Below are 20,836 nucleotides of genomic sequence, written 5' to 3' on the forward strand. Positions count from 1 at the left end.
CATCCCCGTTCGCCCTGAGCTTGTCGAAGGGTTTTACTTTCTCCCCAGCACAATGCTTGAAAAGAAAAATAAAGGGCTTCGACAGGCTCAGCCCGAACGGGGAGACGTGGTTTCGTCGTTTACAGCTTCCGCACCCAGTTCGCCGGATCGGCCACCGTGCCGCGCTGGATGCCGGTGAGGTCGGCGCGCAACGCTTCGGTCACGATGCCGCCGTCGCCATTGCCGATGGTGAAGTCGCCATTGACGCTCTTGACCGTGCCGATGGCGGTGACGACCGCCGCCGTGCCGCAGGCGAAGGCCTCGCGCAGCTTGCCGCTGGCGGCGTCGGCGCGCCACTGGGCGAAGCTGTAGGGTTCCTCCCGCACCTCATGCCCCTTGGCGCGGGCAAGCGAAATGATGCTGTTGCGGGTGATGCCCGGCAGGATCGTGCCGGAGAGCGGCGGGGTGACGATCGACCCGTCATCCATCACGAAAAAGACGTTCATGCCGCCCAGTTCCTCGACCCACTTGTTCTCCGCCGCGTCGAGGAAGACGACCTGGTCGCAGCCATGGCTGATCGCCTCCTTCTGCGCCACCAGCGAGGCGGCATAATTGCCGCCGCATTTGGCCGCGCCCGTGCCGCCGCGCGCGGCGCGGGTGAAATGTTCCGACACCCAAAGCGTGACCGCCTTCTTGCCGCCCTTGAAATAGGCTCCGGCGGGCGAGGCGATGACGCAGAAAATATATTCGTTCGCCGGACGCACGCCCAGGAAGGTCTCGCTCGCGAACATGAAGGGGCGCAGGTAGAGGCTGCCCTCCCCGCCCGGAATCCAGTCGGCGTCGGTCTTCACCAGCAATTCGACCGCTTCCAGGAAGAGCTCTTCGGGCAGGACCGGCATGGCCATGCGTTCCGCCGATTCGGCGAAGCGGCGGGCATTTTCCTCCGGCCGGAACATGGCGATGCTGCCGTCCTCCAGCCGATAGGCCTTCATCCCTTCGAAGATTTCCTGCGCATAGTGCAGCACCGCGCAGGCGGGATCGAGCTGGAAGGGTTCGCGAGGACCGATGGCGTGGCTGTGCCAACCCTGCCCCTCCGTATAGCGAATCGTCACCATATGGTCGGTGAAGAGCTTTCCGAAACCGGGGTCCGCCAGCAGCACGGCGCGCTGGTCAGCCGGTACGGCCTTGCCGCTGCGGGTGACGGTGAAGCGCGATGTCTGCTGGACGTCCATGACGAAAAACTCCTTTGGGTTGGACGGGGCCGCCTATGTCACAGTTGGCGGCGCGAAACAATCGGTCAATATTACTGACCCATATGCATGGCCATGGCCGATCCCGTCAGGGTGGCATCTTGGCGCTGGACCGCGGCGCGGCTATCCCAGCCCCATGCACTTTTTTTCCGACAATGCGACGCCGGTCTGCCCGGAGGCGATGGCCGCCATCGCGGCGGCCGACCGGGCCGACCACGGCTATGACGGCGATGGCTGGAGCGCCCGGCTGAACGGCGCCTTTTCCGACCTGTTCGGGACGGAGGCTGTGGCGCTGTGGATCGCTACGGGCACGGCAGCGAACAGCATCGCGCTGGCCTGCCTCTGCCCGCCCTATGGCGGCGTGATCTGCCATGAGGAGGCGCATATCGTCGTCGACGAATGCGGCGCGCCCGGCTTCTACACCCATGGCGCGAGCCTGATGGCGCTGCCCGGCGCGGGCGCGAAACTGTCGCCCGACGCCGTGACCGAGCGGCTGAAGGCGATCCGCCCCGACGTGCATCAGGTGCCCGCAAAGGCGATCAGCATCACCCAGGCGACCGAATATGGGCTGGCCTATAGGCCCGACGAGGTCGCGGCGCTAGGCGACTTGGCGCGGGAGCATGGGCTGGGTTTCCATATGGACGGGGCGCGCTTCGCCAATGCCGTGGCGCATCTGGGCTGCCATCCGGGCGACGTGACTTGGCGGGCGGGCGTCGACATCCTCTCCTTCGGCTGCGTCAAGAATGGCGGGATGATCGGGGAGGCCCTGGTTTTTTTCGGGGACCGGGCAGAGGCGCGGGCGGCGGAGGCGGCGCGCTGGCGCAAGCGGGCCGGGCATCTGTTCTCCAAGGGCCGCTATCTGGCGGCGCAGTTGCTGGCGATGGTGGAGGGCGACCTCTGGCTGCGCAATGCGCGGGCGGCCAACGCGGCGGCGCAGGCGCTGGCGGAGGGGGCCGCGGGACGGTTGCTGCATACGGTCGAGGCCAATGAGCTGTTCCTGTGCCTCAGCGAAGCGGAAAGGGCGCGGTTGCGGGCGCAGGGCTTCGATTTCTACGACTGGGGCGCGGATGCGGCGCGGATCGTCACCAACTGGTCGCAGGACGCCGCCAGCGTGCGGCCGCTGGCCGACGCGCTGAGGGCGTTGCAGGGATGAGCGGGGGCAAGGGCGTCGTCCTGCCCTTCATCCTCGTCACGCTGATCTGGAGTTCGACCTGGATCGTCATCCGCGACCAGTTGGGCAGCGTGCCGGCAAGCTGGTCGGTCTGCTACCGATTCCTGCTGGCCGGGGTGGCGATGGCGATCTTCGCCCGGCTGCGCGGCGTGCCGCTGAATATCGGCGGCAGGGGGATGGTCTTTGCCGGGCTGCTGGGGGTTGCGCAGTTCGTGATGAACTTCAACTTCGTCTATCGCGCCGAACATTATCTGACGTCCGGCGTGGTGGCGGTGGTCTATGCGATGCTGCTGATCCCCAACAGCATCCTCGCCTATCTCTTCTTCCGCCAGCCGGTGAGCCGGGCCTTCGTCGCGGGATCGGTGGTGGCGGTCGCTGGAATCGCGCTGATGCTGGCGCATGAGGCGGCGAGCGTGCGGTCGGACAGGGTGCTGCTGGGCGCGGCCTTCGCGGTCGCCGGGCTGATGAGCGCTTCGGTCGCCAATGTGATGCAGGGGATGGAGATCGCCCGGCGGCTGCCGATGGTGGCGGTGCTGGCCTGGGCGATGCTGATCGGCGCGGCGGTGGACGCGCTGTTCGCCTGGATCATGGCCGGGCCGCCGGTAGTGGAGGCGCGGTGGAGCTATCTGGCGGGGATCGCTTGGCTGGGGCTGGCGGGTTCCGTCGTGACCTTCCCGCTTTATTTTCGGCTGATCCAGAGGATGGGCGCGGGGCGGGCAGCCTATACCAGCGTGCTGATCCCCGTGATCGCGATGCTGATCTCCACGCTGGCGGAGGGTTATCGCTGGACGGCGCTGGCGGGTATGGGCGCGCTGCTGGCGGTGGCGGGAATGGTCGTGGCTTTGCGGAGCAAGCGGGTTTAGCGGCGGACGCCCTGCTGATAGAGGCGCTTGGCCGCGTTCACCCGGTCGATCAGGCTGGCGAGCGCGACCGGCGCGGATGCGGGGCGTTCGGGCGGGGTCAGGCCGTTGATGCGCTGGCCGAGGGCGGTGAAGGCATGATCGAAGCGGTCCATCTCTTTAAGTCCTCGAAAGCTGACGGGACAGCCATCGGGCAGGGATGGTTAAGAAGGCGTTAGCGATATTCGGGCTTTGCGGCAGGCCGAGTCAGAGGCAGGCGCGCAGTCCTTCGCGATAGGTCGGATAGCGGGGGGACCAGCCGAGCAGGCGCTTGGCCCGCCCGTTCGCGACGCGCCGGTTTTCGGCATAGAAGGACTGCGCCATGGGCGACAGCGCCGCTTCCTCCAGCGCCAAGAGCGGCGGGAGGGGCATGCCGAGCATGGCGCAGGCGGCTTCGACCAGCCGGTTCTGCGCGCAGGGCAGGTCGTCCGAGAGATTGTAGATGCCCGGCGGTCCGTTGTGCAGAGAGGCGGCGATGCCCGCGACGATGTCGTCGACATGGGCGCGGCTGAAAACCTGATCGGGCAGGTCGATGCGATGCGCCCGCCCCTGCCGGACGCGGTCCAGCACCGAGCGTCCGGGGCCGTAGATGCCGGGCAGGCGGAAGCGCCGCATGTCGGGGCGCAGTTCGCCCCAATCGGCATCGGCCTGCGCCCTGACGGCGCGGCGGCCCTGGCGGAGAGGGGTGGCTTCGTCCACCCATGCGCCCGCCGCATCGCCATAGACTCCGGTGGAGGAGAGATAGCCGGCCCAGATCGCGGGCGCGGCGGCTATGGCGCTGCCGTAGCGGGCGAGGACGGGGTCGGCATCGCCTTCGGGCGGGACGGAGGAGAGGATGTGGCTGGCCTGCGCGATGGCGGCGCGGACGGCGCTTTCGTCATCGAAGGCGAGCGTTTCGGCATCGGCGGCGCGGCGGATGCCGGTGACGTGCCAGCCCTCCGCGCGCAGGCGGGCGGCCAGGCGGGAAGCGGTGTAGCCCTGCCCCAGAATGAGCATATGGGGCATGAAACGCTATTCCCTCAGACCGTGAAGCTCTCGCCGCAGCCGCAACTGCCCTTGGCATTGGGGTTGTTGAAGACGAAGCCGGCGGCGAAGTCGTCCTCCACCCAGTCCATGGTCGATCCGACCAGATAGAGGACCGACGCGCCGTCGATATAGAAGGTGCCGCCGGGAGTTTCGATCTTCTCGTCGAACTTGGCTTCTTCGCTCACATAGTCGACCGAATAGGCAAGGCCCGAGCAGCCGCGGCGGGGCGTCGACAGCTTGACCCCGATGGTGCCTTCGGGCGCCTGCGCCATCAGGTCGGCAATGCGCTGCTCGGCGGCCGGCGTCAGGATGACGGCGGCGGGGCGGGAGCGGATTTTGGTCTCAACAGTCATCAGAGCATTCCCAGTTCGAGCTTCGCTTCGTCCGACATCTTCTGCGGGTCCCATGGCGGGTCCCAGACAAGGTTCACCTGCGCGTCGCCGACACCCGGCACCGCGCCGACGCGCAGTTCGACTTCGCCCGGCATGGACTCGGCGACCGGGCAGTGCGGCGTGGTCAGCGTCATGGTGACAACGGCATGGCCGTCCTCCGTCACGTCGACGCCGTAGACGAGGCCCAGATCATAGATGTTGACCGGAATTTCCGGGTCGTAGATCTCCTTGAGCGCATCGATGATCGCGTCGTAGAGGCTGCCGCCCGGTTCGCCGACCGGCGTTTCCGCGGGTTTTTGCGCAAGGAAGCCGTCGAGATAGTCGCGCTGACGAGGCTCTTCCTCGACACGCACCTTCGGGGGCGTTTCTACCACCTCGACCTCTTCTACTAATATCTTCCGCTCTTCGCGATTACCTTCAGTCATTGGCGAAGATCTTCCTCACTCTTTCAATACCTTTGACCAGCGCATCCACATCGCTTTCGTCGCTGTAGATGCCGAAGCTGGCCCGCGCGGTCGCCTCGACGCCCAGATGGCGCATCAGCGGCTGCGCGCAATGATGCCCTGCCCTTATGGCAACGCCCGTTTCGTCCAATATGGTGCCGACATCGTGCGGATGAACCCCCTCCACCTCGAAAGAGAGGATGCCCGCCGAATCCTCAGGCCCGAAGACGCGGACGCTGTTGAGGCTTTCCAGCGCTGCCCGCGCTTTGCCGACCAGCGCGCATTCATGGGCGTGGATCGCGTCCAGCCCGATGGCCTGCACATAGTCGATCGCCGCCGACAGGCCGACGACGCCGGTGATGTGCGGCGTTCCCGCCTCGAACCGGGTCGGCGGGGGGGCGTAGGTGGTTTTTTCGAACGTCACCTTGTCGATCATCGATCCGCCGCCCTGATAGGGGGGCATGGCGTCCAGCAATTCCTTCCGCCCCCAGAGCGCGCCGATGCCGGTCGGGCCGTAGAGCTTGTGCGCGGAAAAGACGTAGAAATCGCAATCCAGCGCCTGCACGTCGACGGCGAGGCGCGGCACTGCCTGGCAGCCATCGATCAGGATTTTCGCGCCGACGCTGTGGGCGATGTCGGCGGCGCGGCGAACGTCGAGCACGCTGCCCAGAACGTTCGACACATGGGCCAGCGCCACCATCTTGTGCGCGGGGGTGATCATCGCCTGCATGGCGTCGAGATCGATCCTGCCGTCCGGGGTGAGCGGCACGACGTCGATGGCGGCGCCGACCTTCTCCGCCGCGATCTGCCAGGGGACGATGTTGCTGTGATGCTCCAGCATGGAGAGCAGGATGCGGTCGCCGGTCTTGATCTGCGTGCCCGCCCAGCATTGCGCGACGAGGTTGATGCCCTCCGTCGCGCCGCGGACATAGACGATCTCGCTGTCGGAAGCCGCGCCGATGAACTGCGCGACCTTGCGGCGGGCGGCTTCATAGGCGAGCGTCATGTTGGCGGAGCGCTCATAGACGCCACGATGGACCGTCGCATAGTCCGGGCCATAGGCGCGGGCGATGGCCTCGATCACGGCGTTGGGCTTCTGCGCGGTGGCGGCGCTGTCGAGATAGTGCCAGTCGCCGACGCCGGGGAAATCGTGGCGGAGGTCCAGAAATCCGTTCGGGCTGAGCGAAGGCGCTTCGCTGCGCTCAGCGGAGGGCTTCGACAGGCTCAGCCCGAACGGGGGGGGAGCGGGTTCCGTCATACAAGCGTCTCCAGCTTGGCGAGCGCGGCGGCTTCGAGGCTGTCCTTTACCGCTTCATCGGCCACATCGTCGAACACGCCCGCGACGAAGGCCTTCAGCAGCAGCGTCTTGGCCGTGGCCGGGTCCATGCCGCGGCTGGCCATGTAGAAGAGGGCCTGCTGGTCCAATTCCCCGACCGTCGCGCCATGGGCGCATTTCACGTCGTCGGCGTAGATTTCCAGTTCCGGCTTGGCATTGGCCGTGGCGGTGCGGTCCAGCAGCATCGCCTTCACCGACTGGAAGGCGTCGGTGCGCTGCGCGTCGCGGGCGACGTTGATGCTGCCGAGATAGCTGCCGGTGGCATGCTGGCCCAGGATGGAGCGGATCGTCTGGCCGCTGGTCGCGTCCGGCTGCGCATGGGTGACGGCGGTGACGATTTCCAGCACCTGGTCGCCGCCGCCGATGATCGCGCCGTTCAGTTCGAAATGCGACCCCTTGCCCAGCGTGACGGCGAAGGTCACGCGGCCCAGCTTGCCGCCGATATTGAGGATATGGAAGTCGCAGCGCGCCCCGTCCGCAACGGTTATCGCATAATCATGCACCGCCGCCGCGCCGTCCGCCGCGTCCTGCAACAGATGGTGGCGCGCATTTTCCCCGGCGGCGACATCGATGCGCGTCGGCGCGGGCGTTGGCCAGATGGCGGCCAGCGCGTCGAGGTCGCTGTAGCGCCATTCTTCGGCCCTGCGCGTGGGAAGGGTGAGAGCGTTCATTTCCCGCCTCCGTTCGCTTCGAGCGAAGTCGAGAAGCGGCCAAGGAACGGCTGTTGTTGCCAGACCATCACGCGGCCACCACCTCCGCATAGCCTTCGCGTTCCAGTTCCAGTGCCAGTTCGGGGCCGCCCGACTTCACGATCCGGCCGCCGGCGAGCACATGGACATAGTCCGGCTTCACATAGTCGAGCAGGCGCTGATAATGGGTGATCAGCAGCACCGCCTTGTCGGGCCTGCGCATGATGGCATTGATGCCCGCGCCGACGATCTTGAGCGCGTCGATGTCCAGGCCGGAGTCGGTTTCGTCCAGGATCGCCAGCTTCGGGTCGAGGATGCCCATCTGCACCATTTCGGCGCGCTTCTTCTCGCCGCCGGAAAAGCCGACATTCACCGGGCGCTTCAGCATCTCCATGTCGAGGCCGAGCAGGGCCGCCTTCTCCTTGGCGAGCTTGATGAATTCGCCGCCCGACAGCGGTTCCTCTCCCCGCGCCTTGCGCTGGCTGTTCAGGCTCTCGCGCAGGAATTGCAGGTTGGAGACGCCGGGGATTTCGACCGGATATTGGAAACCCAGGAACAGGCCCGCGGCGGCGCGCTCGTGCGGGTCCAAGCTGAACAAGTTCACACCGTTGAAAGAGGCAGTGCCGCCGGTAACCTGATACCCTGGACGGCCGCCAAGCGTATAGGCGAGCGTGGACTTGCCCGCGCCGTTCGGGCCCATGATCGCGTGGATCTCGCCCGCCTTGATGGAGAGCGACAGGCCCTTCAGGATCGCCTTGCCGTCGATTTCGTTGGTGAGATTGTCGATGGTCAGCATTGCTTATCCCTTATGCGCGCGCTGGAGCGTCCGCGCTGTCCAGAAGGCCATGTCCCGCACGTCGCCGGGCGCGGGGAACAGCGTGTCGATATGGCGCTTGATCGGCATATAGGGCCACCAGTCGGCGCCGGGTTCGGGCGCGCCCTTTTCCAATATGCCGGTCACGAATTCGGTCACCGGACCCATGCGGGCGAGATTGGGGGCCTTCGCCTTGTGGAAGGCCTTGTCTGTCTTGAGGCGCTCCGTGAAGGCGGCGTCGCCCTTGTCCAGCGCTTCGCGGCATTCGGCCTGATAGGCGTCCAGGTCGCCGAAATCCTTGACCGCGCGGGCCTGGAGTTCGCCCTCCTCCAGCTCATAATCCTCCGTCAGGATGCGGATCGCGGCGGTCCATGACTGGCCGTTGCCGACATCCTCCGCGAAATCGGCGAGGGCGTCTTGGATATCGTCTTCGTCGCTCAAGAGTCTTGGTCCTCATTAAGCCCCTCCCCTTGAGGGGAGGGGTTGGGGTGGGGGCTCGCCCAACGATCCGGCGCTTGTTGGAGCGCGCCGAGGATCGCTTCGCAGACCCCATCGATGTTGCGCATCACATCATGGTTGGCGATGCGGATGATGCGGTAACCCATCTCTGTCAGCGCCGCGTCTCGCCTATGGTCGGAGTTGGCGATGTGGGTGTCGCCGTCGACCTCGACGATCAGCGCCTTTTGCGGGCAGAGGAAGTCCGCGATGAACGGCCCGATTACGGACTGGCGGCGGAACTTGTAGCCGCCGAGTTGCGAGCGGGAGAGTTTCGCCCAGAGGCGCTTTTCCGGTTCCGTCGGTTCATGGCGCATTTCGTGGGCGAAGCCTGTCAATCGAGTCAGGCGCCCAGCGGAGAGCCCCCACCCCCGGCCCCTCCCCTGAAGGGGAGGGGAGTTTAGGCGGGTGGCTTGGTCGAGAGGGTTCAGACTTCTCAACCGACCGACCCTTCCAGCGAAATGCCCAGCAGCTTCTGCGCCTCTACCGCAAATTCCATCGGGAGTTGTTGCAGCACTTCGCGGGCGAAGCCGTTGACGATCAGGCTGACGGCGGCTTCCTGGTCCAGGCCGCGCTGCATCGCGTAGAAAAGCTGGTCGTCGCTGATCTTGCTGGTGGTCGCCTCATGCTCGATCTGGGCTGAAGGATTGCGCACCTCGATATAGGGCACCGTATGCGCGCCGCACTGGTCGCCCAGCAGCAGGCTGTCGCACTGGGTGAAGTTGCGCACGCCCTCCGCGCCCGGCGCGACGCGGACGAGGCCGCGATAGGTGTTGTTGCTGCGGCCCGCCGAAATGCCCTTCGACACGATGGTCGAGCGGCTGCCCTTGCCGTTGTGGATCATCTTCGTGCCGGTGTCGGCCTGTTGCAGATTGTTGGTGAGCGCGACGGAATAGAATTCGCCGACGCTGTTCTCGCCGTTCAGCACGCAGCTGGGATATTTCCAGGTGATGGCGGAGCCGGTTTCGACCTGCGTCCAGCTTACCTTGCTGTTGCGCCCCTGGCAGAGCGCCCGCTTGGTCACGAAATTATAGATGCCGCCCTTGCCGTTTTCGTCGCCGGGATACCAGTTCTGGACGGTCGAATATTTGATCTCCGCATCGTCCAGCGCGACCAGTTCGACGACGGCGGCATGGAGCTGATTCTCGTCGCGCATCGGGGCGGTGCAGCCTTCGAGATAGGAGACATAGCTGCCCTCGTCCGCGACGATCAGCGTGCGTTCGAACTGGCCCGTATTTTCCGCGTTGATGCGGAAATAGGTGGAAAGTTCCATCGGGCAGCGCACGCCCTTCGGGATGTAGACGAAGGTGCCGTCGGAGAAGACCGCGCAGTTCAACGTGGCGAAATAATTGTCGTGCATCGGCACGACCTTCCCCAGCCACTTCTTCACCAGGTCGGGATATTCGCGCACCGCTTCGCTGATGGAGCGGAAGATGACGCCCGCTTCCTCCAGTTCCTTGCGGAAGGTGGTGGCGACCGAGACGCTGTCGAACACCGCGTCGACCGCGACCTTGCGGCTGTTCTTCACCCCGGCCAGGACTTCCTGTTCGGCGATGGGGATGCCCAGCTTCTCATAGGTGGCGCGGATTTCCGGATCGAGTTCGTCCAGCGACTCCAGTTCCGCCTTCTTCTTCGGCTCGGCATAATAATAGGCGTCCTGATAGTCGATGGGCGGGATGTTGAGCTTGGCCCAGTCGGGCGACTCCATCTGCTGCCACATCGCAAACGCCTTCAGCCGCCATTCCAGCAGCCATTCCGGCTCCTTCTTCTTGGCGGAGATGAAGCGGACCGTATCCTCGTTCAGCCCCTTGGGCGCGAAATCCTGCTCGATAGCGGAGGACCAGCCATGTTCATAGGCAGAGGCGCGCTCGGCCGCCTCATGCGCTTCCAGGTTGCGGACGGTGGTGGCTTCTTCGGTCATAGCGTCTGCTCTGCAACTCGTTTCTCGACCTCGCCCGAAACGAACGGAGGCGGGGTGACTTCTCTGGCAAGGCTGGCGATGGTGACGCCCGCGAGCGCCGACCGGATCGCATTGTTCGCCACATTCATATGCGGGCGGATGCGGCATTCCTGCTCCAGCGAGCAGTCATGCGCGCCCATTTCGCTGCAGGCGGTCATGGCGATGGGGCCTTCCACCGCCTCCACCACGTCGGCCAGCGTGATCGCGGCGGGCGGGCGGCTGAGGCGGACGCCGCCGCCGGTTCCCCGGCTCGATTCGAGCAGGCCCGCGGCCGAGAGGCGGCTCACCAGCTTCTGCGCGGTGGGCAGCGGGATTCCGGTTTCGGCGGAAAGCGTGGTCGCGTTCATCTTCGCCACACCACAATGGCGGGCGGCGGCGGACATCAGCACCACGGCATAATCTGCGAAACTCGAAAGCCTCATGACCCTATGTCTTGCGAACCATTCTCAAATCGGATCGAATCCATCCGATTGCGCATGTGGTCCCGCCCGCACGCGGAATCAAGGCATTTTTGCTTGGGGCTGCGGCTTAGCTGAAACGGTTGATCACGGCCACGTCCCCGCCCAGCGAGCGGCGCAGCAGGGTAAGCTGGGCCACGGCGCTGGGTTCGGTTTGCAACTGGTGCGGGGTCAGGCCAATGAAATGCTTGATCTCCCGAATGAAATGCGACTGGTCGTAGAAGCGCCCGTCGTCGCACAGCGCCTGCCAGCTTTCATGGTCCAGCGCGATCCGCGCGCTGCACCGCAGCGCCCGATATTTGCGCGCCAGCAGCTTGGGCGGGCAACCATAATATTTGTTGGTGAGCCGGGCGAGCTGGCGGGGCGAGAGGCCGGTGATGTCGGCCAGCGTCTCGATCCGGGGGGAGCCTTCGTCCATCAGCCAGCCGTCCACCGCCTCCAGCAGCCGCCATGTCGATTCGGGCAACGGCACCAGCCTTTCCAGCAGGAAGGGCCAGCAGAGCGCCGCCATCTCCTCCGCATCGTCGGTGGCGCGGAGCTGTTCGAGAAGATCCCGATAGCCGGGAAGGTCGACCATTTCCTGCACGCGGTCGGTGAGCGTGCTGGCATCGCCGCCATGCAGCGCGATCCATCCGGCGGGCAGCAGCGAAATGCCGACCACCCGGCCCGCCCCCCTCAGGTCGAAGCGCGTCGCGCCCATGGTCGGCCCCAGCAGGCACACCTCCGGCGTCGGCAAAATCGTTCCGTCATGGAAATGATAATCGCCGCTATTGTCGAGCATGAAGCGAAGTTGGGGCACGTCCGCGCGGGTCACGTCGGAATATTGATCGGCCGTTTCAGTGAAGATGTAGAGCGAGCCGAAATAGGCGTTGAGTTGTTCGGGCGGCGCGAAATAGCGCAACCGAACGGACCCCTGCGCCGCGTCCACGGTATAGGACAGCGGAGCATGACCATCTCTTACCGTGATATTCGAAGCCCCCCCGGGCGCCTCGCCTTTATGCGACCCCATATTTCACCCCGGAATGCAATACTCGCCAACGGGGTGGGGGTGCAAGGGGCTATGCTGGACGGAACGCCATTTTCCGTCTCGTTCCAAGGCGATGAACCGGCGGTTCCCGGAAAAAAATGACCCGGCGGTTTTCACCGCCGGGTCAGGAAAAGGTCTCGTCAGCCAAATGGCCTAGAGCCTTCGGGTCGCGAGACTCTCTTACGTCCGAATCGGGGAAATTTTATTGGATGGATCGGACATCGGTCGGATCAAAACGGGACGAATCTCGGGGAATCTTGTTAAGAAATGTGGTTCCTTCCTTACTGTTGCCGCGCTGCAACAGCGACTCGACGGGACGGCCCTGTGCTGGCATAGCGCCGCCATGTCCTATCGCCTGATCCGCCCCCTTTTCTTCGCGCTGGATGCCGAGCGCGCCCATAACCTGTCCATCGCATTGCTGCGCCTGATGCCGACGCCGCCCATGCCGGAAGCCGATTCGATGCTGGCGCAGACGGTGGCCGGCATCGCCTTTCCCAATCCGGTGGGCCTGGCGGCGGGTTACGACAAGGAGGGGCTGGTCGCGCACAAGATGCACGGCCTGGGTTTCGGTTTCGCCGAACTGGGGACGCTGACCCCCCTGCCGCAGCCCGGCAATCCCCTGCCCCGTCTGTTCCGCCTGGCCGAGGACCGGGCGGTGATCAACCGCATGGGGTTCAACAATGGCGGCCAGGCCGCGGCGGCAGAGCGGATCGCGACGCGCCGGCGGGCGGGCAGCAACGGACAAACCCCCGTCATCGGCATCAATATCGGCGCCAACAAGGACGCGGCCGACCGGATCGCGGACTATGCGACCGGCGTCGCCTGCATGGCGCCGCTGGCCGATTATCTGACGGTCAACATCTCCTCCCCCAACACGCCGGGCCTGCGCGCGCTGCAGGACCGGGCGGCGCTGGACCAGTTGCTGGCCGCGGTCATGGCGGCGCGGGGGACGGATCGCACGCCGATCTTCCTGAAGGTCGCCCCGGACCTGGAGCCGGCCGATGTCGAGGATATTGCCGCCGCCTGCATCGACCACAGGATCGATGCGCTGATCGTGTCCAACACCACCATTTCCCGGCCTTCGCTGCGGTCTCCGCTGGCGAAGGAAGCAGGCGGCCTGTCGGGCGCGCCGCTGCACGATCCGGCGCTGCAAAGGCTGCGCGATTTCCGCAAGGCGCTGGGCACGCGGCTGCCGCTGATCGGCGTGGGGGGGATCGCCGATGCGGAGCAGGCCTATGCCCGCCTCCGCGCCGGGGCCAGCCTGATCCAGCTTTACAGCGCGCTGGTCTATGAAGGGCCGTATCTGGCCAAACGGATCAATGCCGGCCTGAAGGCGCTGATGGCGCGGGATGGGGTGAAGAATATCAGCGAGATAGTGGGTATCGACGCTTGATCCGTCCTGTGGGTTGCAGACCGCAACGCAGCGATTAGGGTGCCGGACATGATTTCTCGCCTTTCCGGCCTGTTGGCTCCCCTCGCCCTTTTCGCCCTCCTTCCCGCCCCGCTCGCGGCGCGGCAGCCGGTCGCGGCCAACGCCACCGTGTCCGCCGCCGATCCCCGCGCCGCCGAGGCCGGGCAGGAGATATTGCGCAAGGGCGGAAGCGCCACGGACGCCGCCATCGCCATGATGCTGACGCTGAACGTCGTGGAGCCGCATAACAGCGGCATCGGCGGCGGCGGATTCATCATGCATCATGACGGGCGGACCGGCGTGCTGGAGTCGATCGACGGGCGGGAGGCGGCCCCGGCGGCGGCGCGGCCCGACCGCTTCATGGGGGCGGACGGCCAGCCTTTGCCCTTCCGCCAGGCCTGGCCGGGCGGCTATTCGGTCGGCGTGCCGGGCAATGTGCGGCTGGCCTGGGACGCGCACCGCAAATGGGGCAAGCTGCCCTGGGCCGATCTGTTCCAGCCGGCCATCCGCTATGCCGAACAGGGGTTCGAGGTGCGGCAGAGGCTCGACACGGCGATGAAGGCGGTGGCGCCGGTCTGGGCCGATTTTCCGGAAATCCAGGAATATTTCTGGATCGACGGCAAGCCCGCGCCGATGGGGACGGTCCTCAAGAACCCGCCGCTGGCCGCCCTGTTCAAGCGGATCGCGGCGGAGGGGCCGGACGCCTTCTATCTGGGCGAGAATGCCCGGATGATCGCGGAAACGGTCAGCAATGCGCCGAAAAATCCGGTGCCGGTGACGGAGGCCGATCTGGCGGGCTATCGGGCCAAGCCGCGCAAGCCGGTCTGCGGCCCTTATCGCGCCTATACGGTCTGCGGCATGGGACCGGCTTCGGCGGGCGGGATCACCGTGCTGCAGGTGCTGGGCATGGTGGAGCGATTCCCGCTGGCGCGATGGGGCAAGGACGATCCCCGGTCCTGGCATGTCATCGGGGAGGCGATGCGGCTCGCCTATGCCGACCGGGAGACATGGCTGGGCGATCCGGAATTCGTGTCCGTGCCGATCAGCGGGTTGATCGACCGGGATTATCTGAAGCAGCGGTCTGCGCTGATTTCCATGGGCAGGGCGCTGAACGACTATCGTCCCGGCACGCCGCCGGGGGCGGAGAAGCGCACCGCCGCCCTGCCCCAGCCCGAATCGGGCACCAGCCATTTCGTCGCGGTGGACAGGAATGGCGACATCGCCGCCTGGACATCCACCATAGAGAGCTTCTTCGGCAGCCAGTTGATCGCCAATGGCGTGATCCTGAACAATGAACTGACCGATTTCAGCTTCACGCCGGAAAAGGACGGCGCGCCGGTCGCCAACCGGGTGGAGCCGGGCAAGCGGCCGTTATCTTCCATGTCGCCGACCATCGTCTATGACGCGGCGGGGACGCCGGTCTTCACCGTCGGCGCGGCCGGGGGGAAGACCATCATCATGCAGGTGGCGAAGGCGCTGATCGCGCATTTCGACTGGGGGCTGTCGGCGCAGGATTCGATCGCGCTGGGGTTCCAGTTCTTCGATAAGGAGGGGCTGGTGCTGGAGCAGGGCACGTCGCTGGAGGCGATGAAGGCGCCGCTGGAGAAGATGGGGCACAAGGTGTCGATCAGCCGCTTCGGATTGAAGGCCAATGCGGCGGAGCGGATGGCGGACGGGCATTGGGTCGGCGGCGCCGATCCGCGCAGTCCGGGGGTTTCGCTGCAGGAGTGAAGCCTTTTCAGCGCGCCGTGTTCCCGCGAAGGCAGGAACCCAGTCCAGACGGCGGAACTGGGTTCCTGCCTTCGCAGGAACACGGCGTGGCTGGGGCGAACTATCCCTTCAAATCCAGCCCGGCGACGTTGAATTCGAAGGGAAATGTCTTGTCCTTCGGTCCCACGACCAGATTCACCTTGAGCGTCTTGCCGTCCTTGATCGCGTCATAGGGTTTGGCGGCGGGCAGGATTTCGATGCCATCCTTGTTCTCCGTCATCCGGCCTTTCCATTCATGGGTCTTGCCGTCATCCGTGATCGCCATGACCTTGCAGTCCGAGAGGTCGCAGGTGAAGGGCGCGCCGACCAGCTTGACCGTCACGTCCGCCCCGCCCTCCTGCATGGGCTGGACAAGCAGCACGCCGAAAGTGTCGGCCGCCGTCATGGTCTGCACGCTGTTGGCGCTGCCGATATAGGCGACCTTGGGCTTTCCGCCCTCGCCGCCCTCATATTTCCAGACCTGCCCGATCCGGTCGCGCTGCGTCGGCGCCTTGTCCTCCGGCGAGGAGCAGGCCGCGACCAGTCCCATGGCGGCCAGTGCCCAAAGGGTGCGCATCTCTTCTCTCCTTGCCCGTCGTTACGGGAGGAGAACGCGTCGGCGCGGCGGGGTTTCCCTCCGCTCAGCGATAGCGGGCGGCGGTTTCCCGGATCAGCGCGATCATGTTGGGGATGCCCTGCGTCCGGTTGGAACTGAGCTGGTTGCGCAGGTCGAAGGGCGCGAGCGCGGATTCGATGTCGGTTCGGGCGATGGCGGCGGGCGGCTGGTCCTGCACGGTCAGCAGCACCAGGGCGATGATCCCCTTGGTGATGGCGGCGTTGCTGTCGGCCAGGAAATGGAGGCGCCCGTCCTCCAGCACGGTCGGATAGACCCACACCGCCGCCGAACAGCCGCGCACCAGCGTCGCGTCGGTCTTGAGCGCATCGGGCATGGGTTCCAGCGCCTTGCCCAGGTCGATCAGCAGGCGATAGCGGTCGTCGGCGTCGAGAAATTCATATTCTTCGACCAGGTCGGCAAGGACGGGCGGTTGGCTCATGGCCGCCATATAGGGGGAAAATCGGGTGGGGGAAGCATTATCCCGCCGGGTGGGTGCTGTCCGGATGGGGCGGATGGCTCGCTGCGCTCGCGCCCACCCCTGGCCCCCTCCCGCTTGCGGGAGGGGGAATATTTGGGATTATAGATCGACGCCGGCGGCGATGGCTTCCAGCTTGCGGATGCGTTCCTTGAGGTCGGCCACCTCGATCCGGGTCGCGGTGGAGGGCGGCGCGGCTTCGTCCGTCCGCTGCGCCAGTTCGGCGCGCTTCAGGTCCAGCCAGCCGTTCCAGCCGCGCAGGGCGGTGACGGCGACGATGGCGAGCCCGGTCAGGGCCGCGACCGCCAATGTCAAGGTGATGAGGGGGTCCTGCATATCGTCCTCCCTGTGATGATGGGCCGCGTCAGTCGCGGTCCCGAAGCCTGTCGAATTCGCGCTCCAGCGCGGTGCTGCTGTCCGTCGCCAGCCGTTCCAGCACGGCGACCCGGTCCTTGAGCGCCTTCACCTCCGCCCGGAGCCGTTCGGCTTCCGGATCGGGGCCGCGCTGGACCAGTTCCTCGCCCTTGTGGCGGCGGACGATGCCATATTTGGCGCGAACGACGCTGGCGATTGCCGCTATGGCGACGATGGCGACGACCATTTCAAACGGATTCATGACTTTTTTCCCTTGCTGAGCGGGGGGCCCTTCAGTTGGCGGGGCCGCGCAGACGCTCGATTTCCCTGTTCAATGCGTGACTTTCATCGGTCCCGATGCGCTCGACCACGGCCAGCCTGTCCTTCATCGATCCGAGTTCGGCGCGGAGCCGGGCGTTTCGTTCCGGCATGGCAGACCTCCCTCCTTCCGCTCCCCCAATGGGCGCGGCCTATCAGATGTTCGATTTCTCAGACAAATCGGCCGATTTTTCGACGGGCTCCCCAGCCTGTTCGATAAACGGCGTGGGGCGCGCAATTCCGTCAGCGCAGGCTGTCGATCTCTTCCGCCAGCCGGGTGTTGCGGCTGGTGTAGTAGGTTTCGATGTCGGCCAGGCGGCGGTCGATGTCGCGGAACTTGGACCGCACGTCGCGGGTGGAGCGCGCCGGATTGGCGCGCACGCCCTGCCAGAATTTCTCGTCGTCCCGGTCGGCATAGAGGCCCGACGGCCTGTTGTCCGCGATCACGCCGATGGCGAAATAGGCGAGCAGCGTCCAGCCGATGATGAAGAAGGACAGGAACATCGCGACCCTGACCCAGACCACGTCGATCCCGGTATAGTCGGCGATTCCGGCGCAAACGCCCATGAACTTGCCGTTCTGCTTGTCGAGGTAGAATTTGGTGCGGCGGGCGCTCATGTCAGTTCCTCCGGTCGAAGCTGTAATCGTCCGTCTCCTGCGGACGCGAAGGGCGGAAATCGGGATTGTCGGCGGCGACGATCCGTTCGACCGTCATCAGCCGCTCCTCCAGCCGCCGGGCGAGCAGGTGAAGCTCGTCCAGCAGCCGCTCATCCTCATCGGTGATCTTGGGCGCCTGCTTCCATTTGGTGACATAGTGGAAGATCAGCCAGGGCATGCCGATGAACAGCATGCCGCAGATCATGATGGGCAGGAACACGTCCTCCATGCGTCATTCTCCCTTCTGCATGCTGGCCTTCAGGGCGGCGAGTTCGGCGTCGACCTTGTCGGACGCCTGCAACTCGGCGATCTCCTCCTCCAGCGTCTTGGGCTGCTGGCCCAGGGTCGCGGCATCGGCGCGCCCTTCGGCCATGTCGACCCTGCGTTCCAGCATGTCGAAGCGGGCGAAGGCGTCGTTCACCTTCTCTCCGGCATAGGCTTCGCGGACGCGCAGGCGATTCTGGGCGCTTTCCATGCGGGTCACAAGGCTGTTCTGGCGGGCGCGGGCCTCGCGCAGCTTGGCCTGGAGCTTGGCGATATCCTCTTCCGAGGCATGCAGGGCTTCGTCCAGCACCGCGATTTCGTGCGAAAGCTGTTCGGCCATGTCGGCCGCCTTCTGCTTTTCGACCAGCGCGGCCTTGGCGAGGTCTTCGCGGTCCTTGCTCAGCGCAAGCTGGGCCTTTTCCGTCCAGCTATGCTGCAGCCCCTCCAGCTTGGCGATGTGGCGGCGCATCTCCTTCTGGTCGGCGATAGTGCGGGCGGCGGAGGCGCGCACCTCCACCAGCGTCTCTTCCATTTCGAGGATGATCATGCGGATCATCTTCGCCGGATCTTCCGCCCGGTCGAGCAGGTCGGTGACATTGGCGGCGATGATGTCGCGGGTGCGGGAGAAAATACCCATTTGAACTTCACTCCTGGTACGAACTTGTGTGGCGGGCCTTACGCCAGATAGTGCAAGGCCGCGGGGCATTCGGGGTTCACGAGCAGCGGCGTTTCGCTGGCGCGGGCCGGGCCGACCGCCGAAAGGATCAGGGTCGATCCGAACAGGACGGAGGCGATGGCGACGGACAGGAACTGGCCGATTTCGCGGACGCTGTTGCTTTGCTTTTCCATGTTGAAACTCCTGAACCTTGGCCTTCATATCGTGCCGCTTGATCGGTCAGCGGCTTCGGCATTCGATATTGCAGAAGCCGTGCCAATTTCTGGAAATGGCGGAAATTCGCGGTCTTTTACGGGCGTTCAAGAATAAGGCTTGCCGAAAGGTGGGAAATTTCACCATAAGTTGGGCATGGAGAAAAATACCCAGTTCGTCGGCCAGTCGCTGGCCTTTCTGGATGCGGTCGAGCAGGCCGGGCGCGCCGCCGAACTCAACCGGCCGGTGCTGGTGATCGGGGAGCGCGGGACGGGCAAGGAACTGATCGCCGAGCGCCTTCATCGCCTGTCGCCGCGCTGGGGCGAACCGCTGATCGTCATGAACTGCGCCGCCTTGCCCGAAACGCTGATCGAGGCGGAACTGTTCGGCCATGAGCAGGGCGCCTTCACCGGCGCGGCGCGGGCGCGGGCGGGACGGTTCGAGGAGGCGGACGGCGGCACATTGTTCCTGGACGAACTGGGCACGCTGTCCATGGCGGCGCAGGAGCGGTTGCTGCGCGTGATCGAATATGGGGAGGTGACGCGGATCGGCGCGTCCAAACCCATGACCGTCGACGTGCGCATCGTCGCGGCGACCAACGAAGACCTGCCCGCCGCCGCCGATGCCGGGCGGTTCCGGCCCGACCTGCTGGACCGGCTGAGTTTCGAGGTCATCACCCTGCCGCCGCTGCGGGCGCGGGAGGGGGATGTGGCGGTGCTGGCGGATCATTTCGGGCGGCGCATGGCGGCCGAGATCGGCTGGCCGCAATGGCCGGGCTTTTCCGCCGCCTGCATGGCCGAGCTGGAGGCGCATGAGTGGCCCGGCAATGTGCGCGAACTGCGCAATGTGGTGGAGCGGGCGGTCTATCGCTGGAACGAGCCGGGGCGGCCGGTCGCGGCGATCATGTTCGATCCCTTCGCCTCGCCGTGGAAGCCCAGGCCCATGACGGTTGCGAAGGTCGAGGCGGTTCCTGCGCCGTCATCGGTGGCGGCGGCGAACGGGCATGAGGCGGTCACGGACCTGAAATCGGCGGTCGACGCGCATGAGGCGGCGATCGTGCGGGCGGCGCTGGAGCGGTTTCGCTACAACCAGCGGGCGACGGCGAAGGGCTTGGGGCTGAGCTATGACCAGCTTCGCCATTGCATGAAGAAGCATGGGTTGAGCGCGGGGTAGCGCTACGTGGCCCTTCATCACCGCGTCGGCACGGGTTCTGCGCCGGAATAGTCGTAGAAGCCCTTGCCGGTCTTGCGGCCGAGCCAGCCTGCCTCGACATATTTCACCAGCAGCGGCGCGGGGCGGTATTTGGGGTCGCCGGTCGTGCCCTGAAGCACCTTGCAGATCTCCAGGCAGGTATCCAGGCCGACGAAATCCGCCAGCGTCAGCGGGCCCATGGGATGGTTGAGGCCCAGCATCACGCCCTTGTCGATGTCGACGACGCTGCCCACGCCCTCGCCCAGCGCGAAGATCGCTTCGTTCAGCATCGGCAGCAGGATACGGTTCACCACGAAGCCCGGCGCGTCGAAGGCGTGGACCACCTGCTTGCCCAGGCTGGCGGCGAAGCCCTCCACCGCCGTCACCGTTTCAGGGCTGGTGGCGAGGCCGCGAATGACCTCCACCAGCGCCATCACCGGCACCGGGTTGAAGAAATGGACGCCGACGAAGCGGCTGGCGTCGGGCGCGGCCTGCGCCAGCCGGGTGATCGGGATGGAGGAGGTGTTGGACGCCAGGATCGCGTCCTGCGCCAGCAGCGCGCCGACATTGGCGAAGATGGTGCGCTTGATCTCTTCCCGTTCGGTCGCGGCCTCTATCACCAACTGGCAGGCGGCCAGCGGGGCGATGTCGCCCGCCGGCGCGATCCGGGCGATGGCGGCGTCGGCGTCGGCCTGCGCCAGCTTGCCCTTCTCCACCGCCTTGGCGAGCAGGCGGATGATGCCGTCGCGGCCCTTTTGCGCGCGCGGCAGGTCGACGTCCGACAGGATCACCTCATATCCCGCCTGCGCCGCCACCTGCGCGATGCCCGCGCCCATCTGGCCCGCGCCGATCACGCCCACGGTCCGAATATCCTTCATCGCCGAAAACCCTCCTGCCGAATCCTCTTCGCCAGCCCCTAGCGCCATGGCGGGCAGGCCGCCAGAGCTTCCGCGCGGCGGGAAAGCGGACGGAAAGCCCCGGACGGTCGGCGGAG

Annotated in this window: 28 protein-coding genes; 5 read left to right on the top strand and 23 right to left on the bottom strand. The window is 65.8% G+C overall.

Annotated elements, in window-relative coordinates:
* Positions 1 to 119: 119 nt before the first annotated feature.
* Positions 120 to 1,211, bottom strand: coding sequence for a branched-chain amino acid aminotransferase (locus Sj15T_RS13190; protein WP_007684367.1), 1,092 nt, complete (start codon positions 1,209 to 1,211; stop codon positions 120 to 122).
* Between the two features lie 154 nt (positions 1,212 to 1,365).
* Here Sj15T_RS13190 and Sj15T_RS13195 point away from each other — a divergent pair, with 154 nt between their 5' ends.
* The gene (locus Sj15T_RS13195) at positions 1,366 to 2,382 is read left to right on the top strand and encodes a beta-eliminating lyase-related protein (RefSeq protein ID WP_013041444.1); all 1,017 of its coding nucleotides are present in this window, start codon (positions 1,366 to 1,368) and stop codon (positions 2,380 to 2,382) included.
* Positions 2,379 to 3,263 carry an EamA family transporter gene (locus Sj15T_RS13200; RefSeq protein WP_013041445.1) on the top strand — a complete coding sequence of 295 codons (885 nt, stop codon included), beginning with the start codon at positions 2,379 to 2,381 and terminating at the stop codon, positions 3,261 to 3,263. Before Sj15T_RS13195 ends, Sj15T_RS13200 begins: the two co-directional genes overlap by 4 nt.
* Here the strand turns inward: Sj15T_RS13200 and Sj15T_RS13205 are convergent.
* The 12 genes from Sj15T_RS13205 to Sj15T_RS13260 form a co-directional block, all read right to left on the bottom strand.
* A complete protein-coding gene (locus Sj15T_RS13205) occupies positions 3,260 to 3,415 on the bottom strand; it encodes a hypothetical protein (RefSeq protein ID WP_013041446.1) in 156 nt (51 codons plus the stop codon). The genes Sj15T_RS13200 and Sj15T_RS13205 overlap by 4 nt on opposite strands.
* A gap of 91 nt (positions 3,416 to 3,506) precedes the next feature.
* Positions 3,507 to 4,304: an epimerase gene (locus Sj15T_RS13210; RefSeq protein WP_013041447.1), complete on the bottom strand. Its 798-nt coding sequence runs from the start codon at positions 4,302 to 4,304 to the stop codon at positions 3,507 to 3,509.
* A gap of 14 nt (positions 4,305 to 4,318) precedes the next feature.
* Positions 4,319 to 4,678 (bottom strand): iron-sulfur cluster assembly accessory protein, encoded by a 360-nt coding sequence (locus Sj15T_RS13215; protein ID WP_013041448.1) that lies wholly within the window; start codon positions 4,676 to 4,678, stop codon positions 4,319 to 4,321.
* A complete protein-coding gene (locus Sj15T_RS13220; protein WP_007684356.1) occupies positions 4,678 to 5,142 on the bottom strand; it encodes an SUF system Fe-S cluster assembly protein in 465 nt (154 codons plus the stop codon). The genes Sj15T_RS13215 and Sj15T_RS13220 overlap by 1 nt, the downstream gene beginning before the upstream one ends.
* Positions 5,135 to 6,418, bottom strand: coding sequence for a cysteine desulfurase (locus Sj15T_RS13225; RefSeq protein WP_013041449.1), 1,284 nt, complete (start codon positions 6,416 to 6,418; stop codon positions 5,135 to 5,137). Before Sj15T_RS13225 ends, Sj15T_RS13220 begins: the two co-directional genes overlap by 8 nt.
* Positions 6,415 to 7,167 carry a SufD family Fe-S cluster assembly protein gene (locus Sj15T_RS13230; protein WP_013041450.1) on the bottom strand — a complete coding sequence of 251 codons (753 nt, stop codon included), beginning with the start codon at positions 7,165 to 7,167 and terminating at the stop codon, positions 6,415 to 6,417. The genes Sj15T_RS13225 and Sj15T_RS13230 overlap by 4 nt, the downstream gene beginning before the upstream one ends.
* A 67-nt stretch (positions 7,168 to 7,234) precedes the next feature.
* Entirely contained in the window at positions 7,235 to 7,981 is a 747-nt protein-coding gene (gene sufC, locus Sj15T_RS13235; RefSeq protein ID WP_007684352.1) for a Fe-S cluster assembly ATPase SufC, read from the bottom strand.
* A 3-nt stretch (positions 7,982 to 7,984) separates the two neighbouring features.
* Complete coding sequence (locus tag Sj15T_RS13240; protein ID WP_007684351.1) at positions 7,985 to 8,440, bottom strand: hypothetical protein; 456 nt, start codon at positions 8,438 to 8,440, stop codon at positions 7,985 to 7,987.
* Positions 8,437 to 8,832, bottom strand: a complete 396-nt coding sequence (locus Sj15T_RS13245) for an endonuclease domain-containing protein (RefSeq protein ID WP_269076458.1) — start codon at positions 8,830 to 8,832, stop codon at positions 8,437 to 8,439. Before Sj15T_RS13245 ends, Sj15T_RS13240 begins: the two co-directional genes overlap by 4 nt.
* Before the next feature lie 98 nt (positions 8,833 to 8,930).
* Positions 8,931 to 10,415: a Fe-S cluster assembly protein SufB gene (sufB, locus tag Sj15T_RS13250; RefSeq protein ID WP_013041452.1), complete on the bottom strand. Its 1,485-nt coding sequence runs from the start codon at positions 10,413 to 10,415 to the stop codon at positions 8,931 to 8,933.
* Entirely contained in the window at positions 10,412 to 10,876 is a 465-nt protein-coding gene (locus Sj15T_RS13255; protein WP_013041453.1) for an Rrf2 family transcriptional regulator, read from the bottom strand. Before Sj15T_RS13255 ends, sufB begins: the two co-directional genes overlap by 4 nt.
* A 106-nt stretch (positions 10,877 to 10,982) precedes the next feature.
* A complete protein-coding gene (locus Sj15T_RS13260; RefSeq protein WP_013041454.1) occupies positions 10,983 to 11,813 on the bottom strand; it encodes a helix-turn-helix domain-containing protein in 831 nt (276 codons plus the stop codon).
* Between the two features lie 469 nt (positions 11,814 to 12,282).
* On the opposite strand from Sj15T_RS13260, the gene Sj15T_RS13265 reads away from it, so the two are divergent.
* Together Sj15T_RS13265 and ggt are read left to right on the top strand one after the other, a co-directional pair.
* The gene (locus tag Sj15T_RS13265; RefSeq protein ID WP_013041456.1) at positions 12,283 to 13,332 is read left to right on the top strand and encodes a quinone-dependent dihydroorotate dehydrogenase; all 1,050 of its coding nucleotides are present in this window, start codon (positions 12,283 to 12,285) and stop codon (positions 13,330 to 13,332) included.
* 48 nt (positions 13,333 to 13,380) lie between these two features.
* A complete protein-coding gene (ggt, locus tag Sj15T_RS13270) occupies positions 13,381 to 15,081 on the top strand; it encodes a gamma-glutamyltransferase (protein ID WP_041386155.1) in 1,701 nt (566 codons plus the stop codon).
* Between the two features lie 100 nt (positions 15,082 to 15,181).
* Here the strand turns inward: ggt and Sj15T_RS13275 are convergent, their stop codons facing one another.
* The 9 genes from Sj15T_RS13275 to Sj15T_RS13315 all read right to left on the bottom strand — a co-directional run bounded on the left by Sj15T_RS13275 (position 15,182) and on the right by Sj15T_RS13315 (position 18,632).
* Positions 15,182 to 15,676 (bottom strand): hypothetical protein, encoded by a 495-nt coding sequence (locus Sj15T_RS13275; RefSeq protein WP_013041458.1) that lies wholly within the window; start codon positions 15,674 to 15,676, stop codon positions 15,182 to 15,184.
* A gap of 64 nt (positions 15,677 to 15,740) precedes the next feature.
* Positions 15,741 to 16,163, bottom strand: a complete 423-nt coding sequence (locus tag Sj15T_RS13280) for a SufE family protein (protein WP_013041459.1) — start codon at positions 16,161 to 16,163, stop codon at positions 15,741 to 15,743.
* A gap of 129 nt (positions 16,164 to 16,292) precedes the next feature.
* Positions 16,293 to 16,526 carry a hypothetical protein gene (locus Sj15T_RS13285; protein WP_013041460.1) on the bottom strand — a complete coding sequence of 78 codons (234 nt, stop codon included), beginning with the start codon at positions 16,524 to 16,526 and terminating at the stop codon, positions 16,293 to 16,295.
* A 28-nt stretch (positions 16,527 to 16,554) separates the two neighbouring features.
* The gene (locus tag Sj15T_RS13290; protein WP_007684332.1) at positions 16,555 to 16,806 is read right to left on the bottom strand and encodes a hypothetical protein; all 252 of its coding nucleotides are present in this window, start codon (positions 16,804 to 16,806) and stop codon (positions 16,555 to 16,557) included.
* Between the two features lie 31 nt (positions 16,807 to 16,837).
* Positions 16,838 to 16,975 carry a hypothetical protein gene (locus Sj15T_RS13295; protein ID WP_013041461.1) on the bottom strand — a complete coding sequence of 46 codons (138 nt, stop codon included), beginning with the start codon at positions 16,973 to 16,975 and terminating at the stop codon, positions 16,838 to 16,840.
* Between the two features lie 130 nt (positions 16,976 to 17,105).
* Positions 17,106 to 17,480: an envelope stress response membrane protein PspC gene (gene pspC, locus Sj15T_RS13300; RefSeq protein ID WP_013041462.1), complete on the bottom strand. Its 375-nt coding sequence runs from the start codon at positions 17,478 to 17,480 to the stop codon at positions 17,106 to 17,108.
* A gap of 1 nt (position 17,481) precedes the next feature.
* Positions 17,482 to 17,748 (bottom strand): envelope stress response membrane protein PspB, encoded by a 267-nt coding sequence (pspB, locus tag Sj15T_RS13305; protein ID WP_007684328.1) that lies wholly within the window; start codon positions 17,746 to 17,748, stop codon positions 17,482 to 17,484.
* A gap of 3 nt (positions 17,749 to 17,751) precedes the next feature.
* Positions 17,752 to 18,420 (bottom strand): phage shock protein PspA, encoded by a 669-nt coding sequence (gene pspA, locus Sj15T_RS13310; protein ID WP_013041463.1) that lies wholly within the window; start codon positions 18,418 to 18,420, stop codon positions 17,752 to 17,754.
* Positions 18,421 to 18,458: 38 nt separating this feature from the next.
* Positions 18,459 to 18,632: a hypothetical protein gene (locus Sj15T_RS13315; RefSeq protein ID WP_007684324.1), complete on the bottom strand. Its 174-nt coding sequence runs from the start codon at positions 18,630 to 18,632 to the stop codon at positions 18,459 to 18,461.
* Positions 18,633 to 18,807: 175 nt separating this feature from the next.
* On the opposite strand from Sj15T_RS13315, the gene pspF reads away from it, so the two are divergent.
* Entirely contained in the window at positions 18,808 to 19,824 is a 1,017-nt protein-coding gene (pspF, locus tag Sj15T_RS13320) for a phage shock protein operon transcriptional activator (protein ID WP_013041464.1), read from the top strand.
* 17 nt (positions 19,825 to 19,841) lie between these two features.
* Here the strand turns inward: pspF and Sj15T_RS13325 are convergent, their stop codons facing one another.
* Positions 19,842 to 20,720: a 3-hydroxybutyryl-CoA dehydrogenase gene (locus Sj15T_RS13325; RefSeq protein ID WP_013041465.1), complete on the bottom strand. Its 879-nt coding sequence runs from the start codon at positions 20,718 to 20,720 to the stop codon at positions 19,842 to 19,844.
* Between the last annotated feature and the right edge of the window lie 116 nt (positions 20,721 to 20,836).

The sequence above is a fragment of the Sphingobium sp. TA15 genome, from assembly GCF_037101235.1.
GTDB lineage: Bacteria > Pseudomonadota > Alphaproteobacteria > Sphingomonadales > Sphingomonadaceae > Sphingobium > Sphingobium indicum.

What these genes read in the sequence shown, in the direction of transcription:
- Sj15T_RS13190 (WP_007684367.1), bottom strand. Translation starts at nt 1,211, where the DNA reads ATGGACGTCCAGCAGACATCGCGCTTCACCGTCACCCGCAGCGGCAAG.
- Sj15T_RS13195 (WP_013041444.1), top strand. Translation starts at nt 1,366, where the DNA reads ATGCACTTTTTTTCCGACAATGCGACGCCGGTCTGCCCGGAGGCGATG.
- Sj15T_RS13200 (WP_013041445.1), top strand. Translation starts at nt 2,379, where the DNA reads ATGAGCGGGGGCAAGGGCGTCGTCCTGCCCTTCATCCTCGTCACGCTG.
- Sj15T_RS13205 (WP_013041446.1), bottom strand. Translation starts at nt 3,415, where the DNA reads ATGGACCGCTTCGATCATGCCTTCACCGCCCTCGGCCAGCGCATCAAC.
- Sj15T_RS13210 (WP_013041447.1), bottom strand. Translation starts at nt 4,304, where the DNA reads ATGCCCCATATGCTCATTCTGGGGCAGGGCTACACCGCTTCCCGCCTG.
- Sj15T_RS13215 (WP_013041448.1), bottom strand. Translation starts at nt 4,678, where the DNA reads ATGACTGTTGAGACCAAAATCCGCTCCCGCCCCGCCGCCGTCATCCTG.
- Sj15T_RS13220 (WP_007684356.1), bottom strand. Translation starts at nt 5,142, where the DNA reads ATGACTGAAGGTAATCGCGAAGAGCGGAAGATATTAGTAGAAGAGGTC.
- Sj15T_RS13225 (WP_013041449.1), bottom strand. Translation starts at nt 6,418, where the DNA reads ATGACGGAACCCGCTCCCCCCCCGTTCGGGCTGAGCCTGTCGAAGCCC.
- Sj15T_RS13230 (WP_013041450.1), bottom strand. Translation starts at nt 7,167, where the DNA reads ATGAACGCTCTCACCCTTCCCACGCGCAGGGCCGAAGAATGGCGCTAC.
- sufC (WP_007684352.1), bottom strand. Translation starts at nt 7,981, where the DNA reads ATGCTGACCATCGACAATCTCACCAACGAAATCGACGGCAAGGCGATC.
- sufB (WP_013041452.1), bottom strand. Translation starts at nt 10,415, where the DNA reads ATGACCGAAGAAGCCACCACCGTCCGCAACCTGGAAGCGCATGAGGCG.
- Sj15T_RS13255 (WP_013041453.1), bottom strand. Translation starts at nt 10,876, where the DNA reads ATGAGGCTTTCGAGTTTCGCAGATTATGCCGTGGTGCTGATGTCCGCC.
- Sj15T_RS13265 (WP_013041456.1), top strand. Translation starts at nt 12,283, where the DNA reads ATGTCCTATCGCCTGATCCGCCCCCTTTTCTTCGCGCTGGATGCCGAG.
- ggt (WP_041386155.1), top strand. Translation starts at nt 13,381, where the DNA reads ATGATTTCTCGCCTTTCCGGCCTGTTGGCTCCCCTCGCCCTTTTCGCC.
- Sj15T_RS13275 (WP_013041458.1), bottom strand. Translation starts at nt 15,676, where the DNA reads ATGCGCACCCTTTGGGCACTGGCCGCCATGGGACTGGTCGCGGCCTGC.
- Sj15T_RS13280 (WP_013041459.1), bottom strand. Translation starts at nt 16,163, where the DNA reads ATGGCGGCCATGAGCCAACCGCCCGTCCTTGCCGACCTGGTCGAAGAA.
- Sj15T_RS13285 (WP_013041460.1), bottom strand. Translation starts at nt 16,526, where the DNA reads ATGCAGGACCCCCTCATCACCTTGACATTGGCGGTCGCGGCCCTGACC.
- Sj15T_RS13290 (WP_007684332.1), bottom strand. Translation starts at nt 16,806, where the DNA reads ATGAATCCGTTTGAAATGGTCGTCGCCATCGTCGCCATAGCGGCAATC.
- Sj15T_RS13295 (WP_013041461.1), bottom strand. Translation starts at nt 16,975, where the DNA reads ATGCCGGAACGAAACGCCCGGCTCCGCGCCGAACTCGGATCGATGAAG.
- pspC (WP_013041462.1), bottom strand. Translation starts at nt 17,480, where the DNA reads ATGAGCGCCCGCCGCACCAAATTCTACCTCGACAAGCAGAACGGCAAG.
- pspB (WP_007684328.1), bottom strand. Translation starts at nt 17,748, where the DNA reads ATGGAGGACGTGTTCCTGCCCATCATGATCTGCGGCATGCTGTTCATC.
- pspA (WP_013041463.1), bottom strand. Translation starts at nt 18,420, where the DNA reads ATGGGTATTTTCTCCCGCACCCGCGACATCATCGCCGCCAATGTCACC.
- Sj15T_RS13315 (WP_007684324.1), bottom strand. Translation starts at nt 18,632, where the DNA reads ATGGAAAAGCAAAGCAACAGCGTCCGCGAAATCGGCCAGTTCCTGTCC.
- pspF (WP_013041464.1), top strand. Translation starts at nt 18,808, where the DNA reads ATGGAGAAAAATACCCAGTTCGTCGGCCAGTCGCTGGCCTTTCTGGAT.
- Sj15T_RS13325 (WP_013041465.1), bottom strand. Translation starts at nt 20,720, where the DNA reads ATGAAGGATATTCGGACCGTGGGCGTGATCGGCGCGGGCCAGATGGGC.